Source organism: Mesobacterium pallidum, assembly GCF_019966535.1.
In the GTDB taxonomy this organism is placed as follows: Bacteria; Pseudomonadota; Alphaproteobacteria; order Rhodobacterales; family Rhodobacteraceae; genus Mesobacterium; species Mesobacterium pallidum.
Map to the genome: position 1 here is coordinate 1 of NZ_JAIMID010000029.1, position 17,887 is coordinate 17,887.

The 17,887-nt window shown below is 69.1% G+C and carries 2 protein-coding genes; one reads left to right on the forward strand and one right to left on the reverse strand.

Going from position 1 to position 17,887, the window contains the following annotated elements; translation table 11 throughout:
* Positions 1–142: 142 nt before the first annotated feature.
* A complete protein-coding gene (locus MF270_RS25615) occupies positions 143–17,203 on the forward strand; it encodes a tandem-95 repeat protein (protein WP_238368493.1) in 17,061 nt (5,686 codons plus the stop codon).
* A 75-nt stretch (positions 17,204–17,278) separates the two neighbouring features.
* On the opposite strand, the gene MF270_RS25620 is transcribed toward MF270_RS25615, so the two are convergent.
* Positions 17,279–17,851 carry a toxin-activating lysine-acyltransferase gene (locus MF270_RS25620; RefSeq protein ID WP_238368494.1) on the reverse strand — a complete coding sequence of 191 codons (573 nt, stop codon included), beginning with the start codon at positions 17,849–17,851 and terminating at the stop codon, positions 17,279–17,281.
* Between the last annotated feature and the right edge of the window lie 36 nt (positions 17,852–17,887).

Genomic DNA, 17,887 nt, shown 5'->3' on the forward strand with positions numbered 1-17,887 from the left:
GGCCGGCGGGACCGGCAACGACACCTACCGCTTTTCCGCCGGTTTCGGGCAGGACCGGATCAGCGATTACGACTACCAGGCGAGCGGCAGCGCCGATGCCAACGTCGTCGAATTCGACGCCACGCTCAGCGCCGCCGATTTCGTGGTCTACGAAGATGGCAGCTACCTGCGGCTGGCCTTTGCCGGCACGGCGGACTGGGTACGCATCCCCGTGCCGTCGCCGGGCTTCGAAGGCGAGGTCGACCCGGAGACGCCGGCGATCACGCAGGTCACCTTCCTGGGCGACGGCACCAGCTACACCTATGCCCAGCTCGAGGCGATGGCGGTCCCGCTGCCTGCTGGCCTGTTCCTCTTCGGTGACGTGGTCGATGACACGCTGACCGGCAGCACAGCGGCCGACAGGCTCGAGGGCCTTGGCGGCAATGACCTGCTGATCGGGCAGGGCGGCAACGACACGCTGCTGGGCGGACTTGGCCAAGACACGCTGACCATCGGCGGGGGCCGCGTGACGGCCGATGGCCAGGGCGGCGGCACCACCACCTACCGGGTGACCGGCGGGTTCGACAGCATCGACCTGGCGGCGGATTACAGCGGCGAGGTCAACGTGCTCGAACTGCCGGGCGTGGCCAGCACGGATGTCACCATCGGCTACGGGATCAGCTCGCGGCTCAGCATCGCCGAGACTGGTGGCGCGGGCCGCATCATCCTTGGCTCGGGCGCGGTGTCCGAGGTGCGGTTCTCGGACGTCACGCTCACGCTGGCAGACCTGTACCTGGCGGCCGATGCGACCGGGCGCACCGGGCTCGACCTCTTTGCCAGCTCGGGCACCGTGTCACTCGATGGCGGGGCGGGCGACGATTACCTGTCGGGCCGGTCGGGTAGCCAGGTGCTGCAGGGCTTTGGCGGCGCGGATTCGCTCAGCGGCTCGTCGGGCGACGACACGCTGGACGGCGGCGCCGGGCATGACACGCTGAACGGCGGCTCGGGCAACGACACCTATCTTTTCTCGACCGGGTTCGGCCACGACCTGCTGTATCTCGACGGGGGCAGCGACGCCTTCGACGTCATCGTCTTCGATGCCAGCGTGACGCCGGGCGACATCGGCGTGACCCAGGGGCCGGGCGGCTACGAGCTGTCCACGGATGGCGGGGCGAATACGCTGACGCTGTCGGGCGACAGAGGGCAGATCGCCGAGATCCGCTTTGCCGACGGCACCGTCTGGACCCCGGCGACGCTGGCCGCGCTGGCCGTGCCCGCGGGGCTTGACCAGACCGGGACGCAGGTGGCCGACACCCTGGCCGGCGGCGCGGGCAACGACGAGATCGCGGGCGGCTTCGGCGACGACCTGCTGTCCGGCGGCGACGGCAACGATTACATCTACGGCGGCGCCGGGCTCGACACGATCACCGGCGGGGCAGGGGACGATTACCTCGAGGATGACACGGGCGGCGCGGTCTACACTTTCGGCGCCGGCTTCGGACAGGACTACATCTGGAACCTGCGCGACCCGGGCAGCACCTCGGCCGTCGCGTTCGACGCCACCATCCTGCCCGCCGACGTGATCGTCGAAGAGCTGGGCGAGGGCGGCTCCTGGGCGCTGCGCATCGCCGGCACGGGCGACATGATCACCTTCGATCAATACACCAGTTCCTCCGGCGACGCATATGGCCTCGACGAGGTGCGTTTTGCCGATGGCACGACCTGGGACGCGGCCGAGCTGGCGGCGCGGCTGGTGTCGGTGCCGTGGCAGACCTCGATCTACGGGGACAACCCGCCGATGCCCGAGGGCGGGGCGGGTGACGACATCATCACCGGCAATTCCGACGCCAACCTGCTGGTCGGCAACGGCGGCAATGACACGCTGGACGCGGGGTCGGGCGACGACACGCTGGACGGCGGGGCGGGTGACGACAGCCTCGCGGGGGGCAACGGGCAGAACAGCTACCTCTTTTCGGCCGGGTTCGGGCAGGACACCCTCTACGATTACGGCTACGACAGCGAGATCGTCTTTGACGCGACGCTGGCGCCCGCCGACATCCGGGTCGAGCAGGCGGGCAGCGACCTGATCCTGCATGTGATCGGCACCGAGGACCGGATCACCATTCTTTACGGTGCGACCTACAGCGATCTCGAGCAGGTCGTCTTTGACGACGGCACCACCTGGACCAAGGCCGAGATGATCGCGGCCGTGGTGGCGGGCACGGGCGTGGTCGTCGCCAGTTCGGAGGCGGCGGACACGATCACCGGCACCCCCGGGGCCGACAGCCTCGACGGCATGGGCGGCGGCGACAGCATCGACGGGCTGGCGGGCGATGACACCCTTGTCGGCGGCACCGGGGCGGACACCGTCACGGGCGGTACCGGCGACGACCTGCTGACCGACGAAGGCGGCGACGACACCTACCTTTATGCCCTTGGCGACGGCAGCGACCGGATCGAGGACGCGGGCGGTATCGACCGGCTGGCCTTTGGCCCGGGCATCGCGCCCGCGGACGTGACCGTGACCCAGATCGGCGGCACCGACATCCTGCTGCGCATCGGCACCGACACGCAGGACCGCATCACCATCGCGGGCGCCTGGGACGATCCCGCCCGCGCGATCGAGACCGTGGCTTTCGACGATGGCACGAGCTGGAGCCACGCCGACCTTGTCGCGCTGGCCCTTTCGGGCAGCGCCGGGCCGGAGGTGCAGATCGGCTCGGCCCTTGCCGATACCGTGGACGGCCTGGGCGGCGACGACCGGATCGAGGGCCGCGCGGGCGACGACAGCCTGCTGGGCGGCTCCGGGTCCGACACGCTTTCTGGCGGCGACGGGGCCGATACGCTGGTCGGCGGCACTGGCGGCGACACGCTGGACGGCGGCGCGGGCGACGATGTCTACCGCTTCGGCCTGGGCGAGGGGTCGGACACGATCACCGACGGCGGCGGCCTCGACCGGGTCGAGATGGCGGCGGGGCTGCTGCCCGGCTCCCTCGCGGTCACGGCGCTGAACGGCACCGACATCGTGCTGCGCGTCACCGGCAGCGAGGACCGGCTGGTCCTTGCGGGCGCGCTGGACGATGTGGCGCGCGAGATCGAGGAGATCCGCTTTGCCGATGGCACCAGCTGGAGCCACGCGGACCTGCTGGCCCGGATCCCTGCCGAGACGGACAAGACCGTCGCAGGCACAACCGGCGATGACAGCCTCGCGCCCGGCGCGGGCGATGACACGGTCGATGCGCTGGACGGTGCGGACCTGGTCGACGGCGGCGCGGGTCATGACCTGCTGGAGGGCGGGCTCGGCAACGACACCGTCACCGGCGGTCAGGGCAACGATGCGCTCACCGATGCGGGGGGCGACGACCTTTACCATTTCGCGCGCGGCGACGGTCAGGACAGGCTCACCGATCTTAGCGGCCTGGACGCGATCCAGCTGGGCGCGGGGATCGCGCCCGCTGACCTTTGGGTGGTGCAGGACCCGGCGGGTACCGGGCTGATCCTGCGCTTTGCCGGGACCGAGGACCGCATCCACCTGGCCGGCGCGCTGGCCGACAGCGCGCTTGCCATCGAAGAGCTGCGGTTCGACGGCGGCGCGGTGCTGACCTTTGCCGAACTGGTGGCGCTGAGCCAGCAGCCGACCGAGGGCTCGGAAACGATCACCGGGACCGCCAGCGACGACGCGCTTTACGGCGCGGGCGGCGACGATTCCCTCGACAGCGGCGGCGGCGACAGCGCGCTTTATGGCGAGGGCGGGTCGGACACGCTGACCGGCCGCGACGGCAACGACACGCTGGACGGCGGCGCCGGGACCGACAGCCTGATGGGCGGGCTGGGCGATGACGCCTATGTCTTCGGCCTCGGGTCCGGGCAGGACACGATCACCGACACCGGCGGCCTTGACCGGGTGGAATTCGGCGCGGGCGTGGAGGCCGCGCAGATCACCGTGCGCAAGACCGGAACCGGAGTCGAATTGCGCCTTGCGGATGGCCCCGACCGCCTGACCATCGCCGATTTCCCGAACGGCGCCGGCACGATCGAGACGCTGCTCTTTGCCGATGGCAGCAGCTGGGACGCGGCCGAACTGCTGCGCCGCGCGACGGCCGGGACGGCGGGCGACGACAGCTATGCGGGAAGCGCCGGCGACGACGTGCTGGTGGGCCTCGCGGGCGACGACACGCTGGACGGGCTGGCCGGCAACGACCTGCTCGACGGCGGCGCGGATGACGATGTGCTTTCCGGCGGCGCCGGGGCGGATACGCTCGATGGTGGTGCGGGCGAGGATACGGCCAGCGGCGGCACGGGCGGCGACCTGTATGTCTTTGCGGCCGGCGACGGCATCCTGCTGATCGACGACCAGGGCGATGGCACGGACGACACGTTGCGGATCGAGGGCTATGCGCTGGACGCCCTGCGCTTTGCCAAGACCGGGACGGATGGCGCCGACCTGACCATCCGCTTTGCCGGCAGCACCGACCGCATCGTGGTGACCGGCGCCTTTGCCGGTACCGCGGGCGCCATCGAGACGCTGCTGCTGGCCGACAGCCTTGCCACGCTGACCCTTGCCGAGATCGAGGCGCGGGTGCAGCCCGACATCGGCATCGACGGCAGCGCGCTTTACGGCGACGAGACCGCCAACACGCTCACCGGCACCGCTTTGGGAGACTACCTGAGCGGCGGCGCCGGGGCGGATACCCTGACCGGCGGGGACGGGGACGACATCTTTGGCGACATTGCCGCCGATGACGCGGTCGACCAGATGACCGGCGGCGCCGGGCGCGACACCTATCGCTACCTGCCCAGCTTCGACATCGCGGCCGACGTGGCCGAAGACGTGATCACCGATTTCACGCCCGGCGATGCGGGCGACGTGATCCGGCTCAGCGCCTCGACCCCCAACCCCTTTGCCACCGGCCGGTTGCAGATCGTGCAGGACGGGGCCGACACCACGCTGATGCTGACCGGCGACGACGGCACGGCGCGGTCGATCCTGCGGCTTTCGGGCGTGGACGCGGGCCTGCTGACCCCCGCCAACTTCGGCGGGGTCTCGCTGACGCGCGACAGCTCGGGCCTCAGCGACAGCGACGATCCGACCGAGGCCGGCGGCGGCCCGCTGGGCGACCTGGTCTACGGCAATGGCGGGGCCGACACGATCAACGGCTACGGCGGCAACGACACGCTGGCCGGCGGCGCGGACGGCGATCAGGTCAACGGCGGCTTTGGCGACGATTCGGTCGCGGGCGAGGCCGGGCATGACGCGCTGACCGGCGGTGCCGGCAACGACATCCTCTCGGGCGGCGCAGGCGATGACACGCTGACGGGCGGCGACGAGGATGCCGAGTTCGCGGGCAACGACATCTTCGACGGGGGCCTCGGCGACGATCTGCTGCAGGGCGGGGCCGAGAACGACATCTACGTCCTTGGCGCCAACGATGGCCGGGACACGATCACCGATGCGGGTGGCACGGACCGCATCGCATTCGACGCCAGCGTGGCGCCGGGCGACGTCACGGTGGTGCAGATCGGAGACGAGCTGGAGCTGCGCGTCGCGGGCGGGACGACCCGCGTGCGGCTGGCCGGCGCGGTGATCGAAGAGATCGCCTTTGACGGTGGCACGACCTGGGACTGGGCCGAGGTGCTGACCCGCGCGATGGGCGCGACGGAAGGCGACGACGCGCTCGCGATCCTGGCGGGGCAGAGCCTTGACGGGCTCGGCGGCAACGACACGCTGACCGGCAGCGACCTGGCGGACACGATCACCGGCGGGACAGGCGACGATGTGCTGCGCGGCGGTCTGGGCGATGACGTCTACCGCTTCGCGGCCGGTTTCGGCCAGGACGCGATCGACGACCGGGACGGGCTCAACGTGATCGAGCTGGGCGCGGGCATCGCGCCCGCCGACGTGGCCCTGGTGCGCGGGCAAAAGACCGTCATCCTCGAGGTGCTGGGCACCGGCGACCGCATCGACCTCGGTTGGGACGCCGACCCGGCCATGGCGATCCGCGAAGTGCGCTTTGACGGCGGCACGGTCTGGACGGCGGCGACGCTGGTCGGCATGGCGCTGGCCGCGACGGCGGGCGACGACGTGATCCACGGCACGGACGGGGCCGAGACCCTGACCGGCGGCGCGGGCGATGACCGGCTGATCGGTGACGATGGCGCGGACGATCTGACCGGCGGCACCGGCGTCGACCTGTTGGAAGGCGGGCTTGGCGACGACACCTACCGCTTTGCCCTCGGCGACGACCAGGACCGGATCGCGGACGGTGGCGGCAGCGACGTGCTGGTGCTTGGCCCCGGCATCACCGAGGCCGACATCCGCGTCGCGCAATCGAGCGACGGCAGCGCGATGATCCTCGCCATCGGCGCGGACGGCGACCGCATCCGCATCGACGACATGCTGGGCGCGGGCCGGATCGAGACGATCCGCTTCGACAGCGGCACCGAATGGGGCATGGCCGACCTGCTGGCCCGTGTGCCCACTGCGCTCGACGATCACATCTTCGGCGACGAGACCGACAACCCGCTGACCGGGGGCCTGGGCGACGACCGCATCTCGGGCGGAGCGGGCGATGACACCTACACCTTCGCGGCCGGCGACGGGCGCGACATCATCCGCGACGGGGCGTCCTCGGGCGCGGACCGGCTGGTCATCAGCGGCTACGCGCTGTCCGAGATCCGGTTCGCGCAGCTCGGGACCGACAGCACCGACCTTGCCATCCAGTTCGACGGCAGCGACGACCAGATCCTGATCGCAGGCGGGCTCGACACCCGGGGGCGCGGGATCGAGACGGTCGAGATCGCGGATGACGGCGTGAGCCTGACGATCGCGGACATCACGGCGCGGCTGGTCGCGGCGCAGGCCAGCGACGGCGCCGACACGGTGCTGGGCAGCGACAGCGACGACACGCTGGCGGGCGGTCCGGGCGACGACCTGCTGATCGGCCAGCGCGGCAACGACGTGTTCGACTACGCCAGCGGCGACGGCGACGACCGGATCGAGGCGCTGGAGGGCGGCGCGAACGAGGTGCGCCTGCTCGACTACCTGCCCGAGGACGTGGTGCTCGCCGTGCGCGCCGGGCCGACCAGCGACGATTTCACCATCGGCTTTGCCACCAACGGTGACCGTCTGGTGCTGGTCGGCGCGCTGGGGTCCGGCAACGCGGGGAGCACGACGCTGCAGGTCCGCTTTGCCGACGACACCGTCTGGGGTCGGGCCGAGATGCGCGCCCGTGCGCTTCAGGACATCGAGACCGGTTTCGACGATTCAATCTTCGGCTTCGACGGGGACGACCTGATCGACTTCGGCGCTGGCGACGACTGGGCCGACGGGCGCGGCGGGGCCGATGGCTATACCTTCTCGGTCGGAGACGGGCAGGACCGGATCAAGGACAGCGGCACCGCGACCACCGACCTCGACGTCGTTTCGTTCGTCGGGTTCGACCCGGCGCAGGCCACGGTCAGCCGCCTGTTCCGCGGCAGCGAGACGGTGCTGATCGAGTTCGTGGACCAGCCCGGCGACAGCCTGATGGTGATCGACGCGCTGTCCAGCGGCGGCACCTCGGTCGAGGAATACCGCTTTGACGACGGCACCAGCTGGACCCGCGCCGACCTGCTGACGCTTTTGGACAACAACGCGCCGGTCGCCAATGACGACGGCTATTTCTCGGTCGTGACGGGGCAGGAGCTGGCGATCTCGCTGAACGACCTCTTGGCCAACGATTTCGACGCGGACGACGACGCGCTGACGGTCACGCTGGTCGACGGCAGCCCGGACGGCACGGCGACGCTGGTGGGCGACGGCACGCTGCGGTTCACCTCGGTCACCGATTTCACCGGCACCACGACGATCCGCTACCGCATCACCGACGGCCGCAACGCCTTTGACGAAGCGGTCATCAACGTGAACGTGCGGCCCGTGGCTGAGGCGCTGGACGACACCGGGTTCACGGTGGACGAGGACGATTACCTTGTCATCCGGGCCGAGCGGCTGCTGTCGAACGACGTGGACGGCGACCGGATGATCGTCGGCCAGGTGCTGGACGCGGTGGGCGGCACGGTCGCGCTGACCACGGATGGCAACATCGGCTTTACCCCCGACGCCGATTACAACGGCCCGGCGCAGTTCACCTATGCCGCCAACACGCCCGAAGGCGGGCGGGCCGAGGCCATCGTCCATATCGACGTGCTGCCGGTGAACGACGACCCGACGGGGGTGAACGATGGCGGCTTCACGGTCGACGAGAACGCGTCCACCCTGATCGACCCGGCCGCACTGCTGGCAAACGATAGTGACATCGATGGCGACACGCTGGTACTGCAGTCGGTGCAAAGCTCGGCCGACCTGCTGGTCACGATCAACGGCGACGGCCAGATCGTGGTCACCCCGCGCGCCGATTTCTTCGGCACGGCGAGCTTTGGCTACACGGTCGCCGACCCGTCGGGCGCGACCGACACGGCCACGGTCACGGTTACGGTCACCCCCGGCAACAGCGACCCCGAGGCGGTGGACGACCGCTTTGTCACCGAGGACATCGGCGACCCGATCCGCGAGGACAACCCGGTCGTCATCAGCCTGTCCCGGCTGATCGCCAACGACAGCGACCCGGACGGCGACACGCTGACGCTGGTCTCGGTCAGCGGCGCCAGCAACGGCCGCGCCACGCTGCTGGACAACCAGACCGTGCTGTTCGAACCGACGGCGAATTTCAACGGCGAGGCGGCGTTCACCTACACCATTTCGGACGGGCAGGGCGGCACGGCCTCGGCAACCGCGACGCTGGTCTACCAGCCGGTCAACGACCGGCCCGTGGCGCGCGACGACCATTACAGCGACAGCGAGCTGCCGATCCTGCGCGGCACCGAGGACGTCGTGATGACGATCCCGATCGCAGAGCTGCTCAAGAACGATTACGATGTCGAAGGCTTCTCGGTCACCTTCGAGAACGCGACCGGCGGCGTGAACGGCGACGTGGTGGTGGATGGCGACAACGTCGTCTTTACCCCCGATGCGGATTTCTGGGGCGAGGCCACGTTCGGCTATTCCATCACCGACCCCGAGGGGCTGGTCGATGGCGGGCTGGTGACGATGTATTTCGAGGCGGTGGGCGATGCCCCGCCCGAGCCCGAGAGCGACCAGATCCTGATCCCCGAGGACATCCCGACCGTGATCCGTCTGGACACGCTGCTGGGCAACGATTTCGACATTGACGGCGATACGCTCGAGATCATCGGCTGGCGGCCGCTGAACGGGCTGGGCGATGTCTTTACCTTCGGAGCCGCGGCCGCCGGGCCGATGAACGGCACGATCGAGGTGAATGCCGACGGCGATTACCTCTTTACCCCGTTCATCGACGCCACCTTCTCGTCCGGCTTCGTCTACATCGTCAGCGACAATGCCGAGGGGACGGCCGAGGCCTTTGTCGACATCGTCATCCTGCCGTCGAACGACGACCCGACCGTGGTGGACGACCCGGGTTTCGTCACGCCGCTGGATGTGCCGCTGGTGATCCGCGCGGCGGACCTGCTGTTCAACGATTACGACATCGAACAGGCCGACACCGATGGCGATGGCACCATCGACGTCGATCTCGACAACCCGGACCGGCCGCGCCCGACCTTCGTCGGAGTGGACGCCGTGCTCGACCCGGTCGAGCTGGCGCAGGGACGGCGGGTGCCGCTTGGCACCTTCGAGGAGGTGACCTTCCGCGGCGAGGAGTTCGTCGTGGCGCGGTTCGACGCGGGCTATTCCGGCCCGGTGGTGATCGAGTACCGGATCGCGGATGAGGAGGGGCTCGAGGACACCGGGTTCGCCACCGCGACGGTGGCCGATTTCTACGGGCAGGAGCTGGGTGGCACGCCGCTGGTGGATTACATCGAAGGCAACGCCCTGGACGAGACGATCCGCGGCTACCGGCTGGACGACTGGGTCCGGGCGCTTGGCGGCGATGACGTGATCGAGACCGGGACAGGCGACGACCTGATCGAGGCGGGCGCGGGCAACGACTGGATCGACGCGGGCGACGGCGGCGACGACATTCGCGGTGGCGCGGGGCAGGACACGGTCAGCTTTGCCGGGTCCAACGTCGGCGTGCGGGCGGACCTGTCGACGCTGATCGGGCAGGGCGGCTACGCGCAGGGCGATCTTTACTCGGGGATCGAGGCGCTGGACGGCACCGGCTGGAACGACACGCTGGGCGGTGACGACGGCGCCAACACGCTGTGGGGCCGGGACGGCGACGACCTGCTGGAAGGGCGCGGCGATGCCGACAGCCTTTACGGCGGGCTGGGCGACGACACGCTGGACGGCGGCGCGGGGGGCGACAGCCTTGGCGGTGGCGAAGGCATCGACACGGCGACCTATTTCTTCTCGGACGCGGGCGTGCAGGTCTCGCTGAGCGCGGGCACTGCCACGGGCGGATGGGCCACAGGCGATACGCTCGTGAGCATCGAGAACCTCGACGGGTCCGAGTTTGCCGACACGCTGGAAGGCGACGGCGGGGCCAACGCGCTTTACGGCGACCGGGGCGACGACACGCTGACCGGCCTTGCAGGGGACGACAGGCTGCAGGGCGGGCGCGGGGCCGACCGAATCGACGGCGGCGCGGGCATCGACACGGCGGTCTACACCCTGTCGAGCGCGGGCATCGTCATCGACCTTGCCGCCGGCACCGCCTCGGGCGGGGACGCGATGGGCGATGTGCTGGTGGGCATCGAGATCATCGAGGCGAGCTACCACGACGACGCCTTGCTGGGCGACAGCGGCGACAACCGCTTCCGCGGCAGCCGGGGCGCCGACCTGATGGACGGGCGCGGCGGCTTTGACACCGCCGACTATGCCAACGCGGACGAGGCGGTCGCGGTGAACCTGGCCACCGGCATGGGGCTGGCGGGCGAGGCGTCGGGCGATACGCTCATCTCGATCGAGGCACTGATCGGGTCGGTCCATGCCGACACCTTCACCGGCTCGGACGGCGCGGATGTGCTGGACGGCCGGTTCGGCGACGACCTCTTGCGCGGCGGCTTCGGGTCCGACGATTACCTCTTTGGCTTCGACGGCAGCGCCGACCGGATCGAAGAGCAGGGCGATGCCATCGACATCGACCGGCTGGTCATCGACTCCGCGCTGGCGCCCAAGGACCTGTCGCTGCTGCGCATCGGCGACGACCTGTTCGTCGAGCTCGAACGCGGCGACGGCTACCTGATCGACACCGTGACCGTTGCGGGCCATTTCCTTGGCACCGAGACCGGGATCGAAGAGATCGTCTTTGCCGACGGCACCACCTGGGACCGGGCCGAGATGGCGGCCCGCCTGCGCGACGGCCGGTTCAACGCGCAGGACGACATCTTCCGCCTTGGCATCGAGGACGAGATCGCGGTGATCGACCCCGCGACCCTCGTGCTGAACGACGCCGAAAGCGGCACCGACGCGCTGGAGCTGGTGTCCGTCCAGGCGGCGCAATTCGGCAGCGTATGGATCAACGGAGACGGCATGATCGAGTTCCTGGGCGACCAGGACCATAACGGCGACGCCTTCTTTGCCTATACCGTGCGCGACGCGCTGGGGCGCGAGTCGACCGCGCGGGTCGAGGTCAACCTGATGCCGGTCAACGACGCACCCGTGGCGGTGGACGATCCGCTGCAATACGGGGTCGAGGACCAGCCGCTGCGCATCCGCATCGAGACCCTGCTGGCCAACGATTACGACGTGGACGGCGATGCGGCGATGGAAGGGCTGCGCATCGTCTCGGCCCAGCCGCTGACCGGCAGTGACGGCAGCCCGCTGCGGCCCTACAAGCATCCCGATTACGATGGAGAGGCGACCGACGCGACTTGGTCCAAGGACGGCCAGTACATCGAGTTCCTGTCGCGGCCCGATTACTTTGGCTTCGCCGGCTTCACCTACGTGCTCGAGGACAACGACGGCGCGCAATCCACCGCCGATGTCGAGATCTACTTTGCCCCGGTCAACGACGCGCCCCGGATCACCGAACGCGCCGTGTCGTCGAAGCTGGAAGAGACGACGATCTTCACCGTCTCGCAGATGATGGCCAAGGTCTACGACGTCGAAGGCGATGCCTTCGAGTTCGTCGGCCTGCATATCGGCGCCGATGGCAATGCCAGCGCCAACGGGATCGAGGTGTTCGACCCCGACACCGGCATCATCGCGTTCACGCCCGAGGCGCTTGGCGCGGCCTCGATCAGCTTTGACGTGATCGACGCGCGCGGCGCCGAGGCGGTGCTGGCGTTCAACATCAACGTCCGGCCGCAGAACCTTGGTCCGAACGCACGCGACGACTACGGCCTGCGCGCGCTCGAGGACGAGGTGATCCTGATCGACCCGGCGCTGCTGCTGGCAAACGACACCGACCCGGACGACGACCCGATCAGCTTTGTCGAGGTCTACCGGTTCGCCGAGAACGGCAAGGTCATCGTCAACGGCGACGGCATGATCGAATTCGCGGTGAAATCCGATTTCAACGGCACGGCGAGCTTCGAATACACCATCACCGACGGCCGCGGCGGCTATGACAGCGCGACGGCCCATATCACAGTGTTGCCGGTCAACAACGGCCCCGAGCTGCGCAACGACGTGGTCTTCGGCATCGAGGACGGGCCGCAATACGTGATCCCGGCCGAGGCCTTCGGCAATGACCGCGACCTCGACGGCGACGTGATCTTCTTTGACGGCACCAACGTGCTGGGGACGTTGCAGAACCGCTACCTCGCGTCCGATTTCACCATCGAGGCGAAGGCCGCCAATAACACCGAGTTGCCAGATTGGCTGAGCTTCGATCTGGATACGTTGACGTTCAGCGGGGTCTTCCCCGAGGGCGGCGATCCGGTCGAGGTGGCGGTCTTCGTGTCGGACCCGTCGAACGGCGCGGTGCATCCGTTCCGGTTCACCTTCAGCGAAAGCCGCGCCACCGACCTCGCCGCCGGCCTCTCGGTCGAAGAGGCGGTGCTGGGCGGGTTCGAGCTGCGCGATGCCTTCGCCGTTACGCTGGACGCCGACGGCGACGGGGTGGCGAGCTTCGACATCTCGGCCGGGGCCTTCGACGCCACGGTGATCGGCGGGCGGCCGCTGCCGTCCTGGCTGCGCTTTGACGCCGACACCCGCAGCTTCGCGCTGACCGCGTTCGAGGCGGACGACCCGGATCTTGTCCGCGTGCAGGTGGTCTACACGCCGGATCCCAAGCCCGACCTGCCCGAAGACCAGTATTATTCGACCGAACGTGGCTTCACGCTGGAATTCGTGCTCGACCCCGCCGCGCCGGACCTCGCGGCGATCAACGCGCTGCTGGCGGGCGATCCCGGCCTCGAGGCGGCGGGGCTCTTCGGGCTCGACCTGAACGATGCGGCCAGCCTGACGGCGCTGCGCGAAAGCCAGGCGCCGCTCGACAGCTGGCTGACCTTCGACCCCGAAACGCTGAGTTTCACCGGCACGCCGCCGTCGCATTACGTCGGCGCGGTCCCGGTGCGGATCGACGTGGCGGCGGGCGGGGGCCTGCCCGACATGTCGATCATCACCGAGGTGGTGGTGGACGAGATCATCCAGGTCCACTCCGACACGGCCGGGTTCCAGGCCATCGACGTGCCGAACCGGATCGACGTTGTCACGCCGGACGATTTCAACGGCTCGGTGGTCTTCACCTACGACGCCAACGACGAAAAGGGCGGCACCTCGGACGAACCGGCGATCATCGTCTTCAACGTCACGCCCGAACGCGAGGCGCCGGTGGCGAATGGCGACCGGGTGGACCTCTTCGAAAACGGATCGGTCACCTTTGCCGTGGCGGACCTGCTGGCGAACGACCGCGACGATGACGGCGATGCCCTGCGCGTCACCGGCTTTGGCGACCCGGCCAACGGCGCGATCAGCGTGCTCGAGGCGCAGGTCGCGGCCGTGCCGCTGATCTCGCTTACCCCGCTGCCCGGCGGCAGCTGGACGGCTGAACTGGAGGACGGCAGCCCGCTGCCCGACTGGATGCGCGTCGATGCCGCCACCGGGCACCTCGGCGCCTCGGTGCCGCTGGACGTGAGGGCCGACTACGCCATCCGCTTCATCAACACCGACGGCACGACGACCAATTCCGCGGTCGAGAGCTTGGCCTTCGACGGCAATGACGGCGCCATGGTCACCTACCTGCCGCTGACCGGTTTCGCGGGCGAGGACGTGCTGTCCTACACCCTGACCGACGATGCCGAGGGGCCGGTCGAGGGTATCGTGACGCTCGACGTCGCCTCGCTGCTCGATCCGCCGGTGGCGGTGACCGACAAGCTGAACGTCTACGAGGACGGCACACTGGTGATCGACCCGGCCACGCTGCTGGCCAACGATTACGACGTGGACGGCGACAGCATCCGGTTCATCGGCGTCGAGGGGGCCGAGAACGGCAGTGTCAGTTTCGACGGGACGCAGATCACCTTTACCCCGACGCCCGATTTCGCGGGCAAGGCGCAGTTCCTCTACCGCGTGACCGACGACACCCATGGCGAAAGCACGGGCCTGGTCGATCTGACCGTGATCAGCACCAATGTCGCCCCCGAGGCGGTGACAGATGTGTTCGCCACGGTCGAGGATGTGCCCTTCGAGTTCACCATCGCCGACCTGCTGGCCAACGACACCGACCTTGACGGGGACGCGATCAGCTTTGTCTCGCTGCAATCCTCGGCGAACGGCGGGCGGATCATCGAGCTGCCGGATGGCCGCTACCAGTTCGTGCCGGACGAAAACGTCAACGGGCCGCTCAATTTCTCCTACCAGATCACCGACGGGCGGCTGCGCGACACGGGCACGATCACTTTCGACATCGAAGCGGTCAACGACGCGCCCATCGGCAACACCGACGGGCATTTCATCGGCCAGCAGGACCAGCCCTTCGTGATCGACTTTGCCGACCTGCTGTTCAACGACCGCGACGTCGAAGGCGATGCCTTTTCCATCGTCGAGGTGTTCGACGGCGACAACGGCACGGTCTGGCGCGACGGCGACACGGCAGTGTTCCAGGGCCGCGCCGGGTATTTCGGCGACGGCGGCTTCCACTACCGACTGACCGACGAACATGGCGCGACCTCGACCGGCTATGCCACGGTGCTGGTGCTGCCGCTCTTCGACGTGCCGGTGGCCGTGTCGGACAGCGGTTTCGAGATGCTCGAGGACAGTTTCATCGACATCGATCCGGCCGTGCTGATGGCGAATGACGACATCCCGCTGGGGTCCGAGGTGACCTTCCTCGGCCTCACCGGGCCGGGCGTGGAAGAGCTGGAGAGCGGTCTCTGGCGCGTGACGGCGGCGCCCGATTTCTTCGGCACGCTGACGCTGCGCTACGCGCTGACCAACGAGACGGGCTTCGAGGTGCCGACCACGGTGCGGATCGAGGTGCTGCCGCTTTCGGATGCGCCGGTGGCGGTGGACGACAGCTTTGCGATGACCGAGGACGTGCCGCTGGTGCTGTTCACCACGGCGCTGACGGGCAACGATTACGACGTGGACCGGCAGGCGGTGACGCTGACGCGGGTGCTGGATGCCGAGCATGTCGGGGTCGCGCTGACCGGGGACGGGCAGGTCATCGTCACGCCCGATGCCGATTTCGCCGGCGCCGCCTGGTTTGAGTACGAGCTGACGGATTCCACCGGCATCGCCACCACGGGCCGGGTGGACCTGGCCATCGCCGCGGTGAACGACGCGCCGGTGATCGCGGCGCCAGGCCTGCTCTCGGGGGTCGAAGACACGGCCCTGGCGATCACCCTGCCGGCGGGCACCTTCAGCGACGCCGATGGCGACGCGCTGGTGCGCGAGCTGCGCGGGGCGGGCGGCACCACGCTGCCCGAGTGGCTGACCTTCGACCCCGAGACGCTGGCGGTCTCGGGCACCCCGCCGCAGGATTTCTTCGGCGACATCGCGCTCGAGCTTGCGGCTTATGACGGGCGGCTCGAGACGGTCGAGGGCGTGGTGCTGCGTATCGCACCGGTGAATGACGCGCCGGTGATCGCGGAAACGGCCTCTGTCGCCGTGGCCGAGAACTCGGTGTCGGCCGTCACGGTGGCGGGCATGGACGTGGACGGCGACACGCTGGCCTATGCCATCGCCGGCGGGGCGGATCGCGCGCTGTTTGCGATCAACGCCGCGACCGGCGCGTTGGTCTTCGTCAACGCGCCGGACTTCGAGGCGCCTCGGGACGCGGATGGCGACAATGTCTACGGCGTCACCGTTTCGGTCAGCGACGGGTTCGAGACGGTCACGCAGGACCTGAGCGTCACCGTGACGGACGTGGCAGAGGCGGTCACCATCACCGGCACGGCGGGCGCCGACCTGATCGGCCCGCGCGGCGTGCCGGACGGGCAACCCGAGGTCACGGACCTGGGCGACACGCTCTACGGTCTCGACGGCGACGACACGCTCAGCGGCGGGCGCGGCGGGGACGAGATGCACGGCGGCGCCGGCGACGACATCTACCGCGTCACCGACGCGGGCGAAGTGGTGGTCGAGCTGGCGGACGAAGGCTTCGACGTCATGCGCGGCTGGCGCAGCGACATCCTCCTGTCCGATCATGTCGAACGCGGGGTTCTGGGCGGCAGCCTGGGCCTGTCGGTCCTCGGCAATGACGGCGACAACGCGCTCAAGGGCAACGACGGCGCCAACCTGATGCAGGGCGAGGCGGGCGACGACCGCGCTTTCGGCAATGGCGGCAACGACACGATCCTGGGCGGGGCCGGCAATGACACGCTGGGCGGCGGCGATGGCGATGACAGCATCGGCACGGGCGACGGCGACGACCTGGCCTGGGGCGGTGCGGGCAACGACACCCTGTTTGGCGCGGGCGGCAACGACGTGATCTACGGCGGCGGCGGTCAGAACCGGATCTACGGCGGCGCCGGCAGTGACACGATCTACGGCACCCATGGCGCCGACACGATCAGCGGCGGGGCGGATGCCGATACCTTCCGGTTCAACGCCGCCGTGCTGGCCGAGGACACGGTGCATGGCAACACCATCACCGATTTCAGCCAGGCCGAGGGCGACGTGATCCTGCTCAACGCCGGCGCGGATACCTTTGCCTTTGTCGGCAGCGCCGGGTTCTCGGGCTCCGGGCCCGAGCTGCGGTTCGAGATCGACGGAACCGACACGCTGGTCCTGGGCGATCTCGACGGCGACGGGGTGACCGATTTCCGCCTGGTGCTGACCGGCACCCTGGCGCTGAGCGCGGGCGATTTCGGGCTGTAACCCGGCCCGGCGCAGGGTCACGAAAAAAGGCCGGGGGATCGCCCCCGGCCTGTGCCGTTCCTTCGCGCGGCGACCTTACTGCACGGTCGCGCCGTCCGGGGCACTCTCGGTGCCGGGGGCGCGGCGGGCGCCCATCTTTTCCAGGACCTCGGCATCGACCAGCCGGGTGATCAGCGGGTGCAGCCGCATTTCGCCATCCTTCACCACCTGGCGGAAGTTGGCGATCACCGTGGCCGTGGTGGCCCGGTCCTGCGCGATCACGTCCAGCAACCAGTGGATCTTGCCGCTGTTCCATTCATCGCTTTTCAGCCGCACCGGAAAGACACCGTTGGCGATCTGCTCGCGGATGCGGGCGTCGACCTCTTCGCTGACGCTGGCCCAGATGGCGAACCCGGCCATGTCGGCGGCGGCCGGGTTGTCCTTTTTCGTCGGGTAGGCGATGGCCAGCCGGTCGTGCAGCATGGGGTCCAGTACGAGGTGCTGCAAATCCGCCAGCATCTGCGTGCGGTAACGCGGCATCATCATCATCGCCATGACGGCCTTGCCGAAATTCTCGCGCAGGGCCGACCGCAGGGTGGCGATCTTTTTCGCGACCTCGGGGTCGATCTGCGGGGTCTCGGGGGCCTCGGTCCTGGGGGCGTCGGTCATCAATCTCTCCTGCCGGTCAAATGGGTTTGGGGGCGC

What these genes read in the sequence shown, in the direction of transcription:
- MF270_RS25620 (WP_238368494.1), bottom strand. Translation starts at nt 17,851, where the DNA reads ATGACCGACGCCCCCAGGACCGAGGCCCCCGAGACCCCGCAGATCGAC.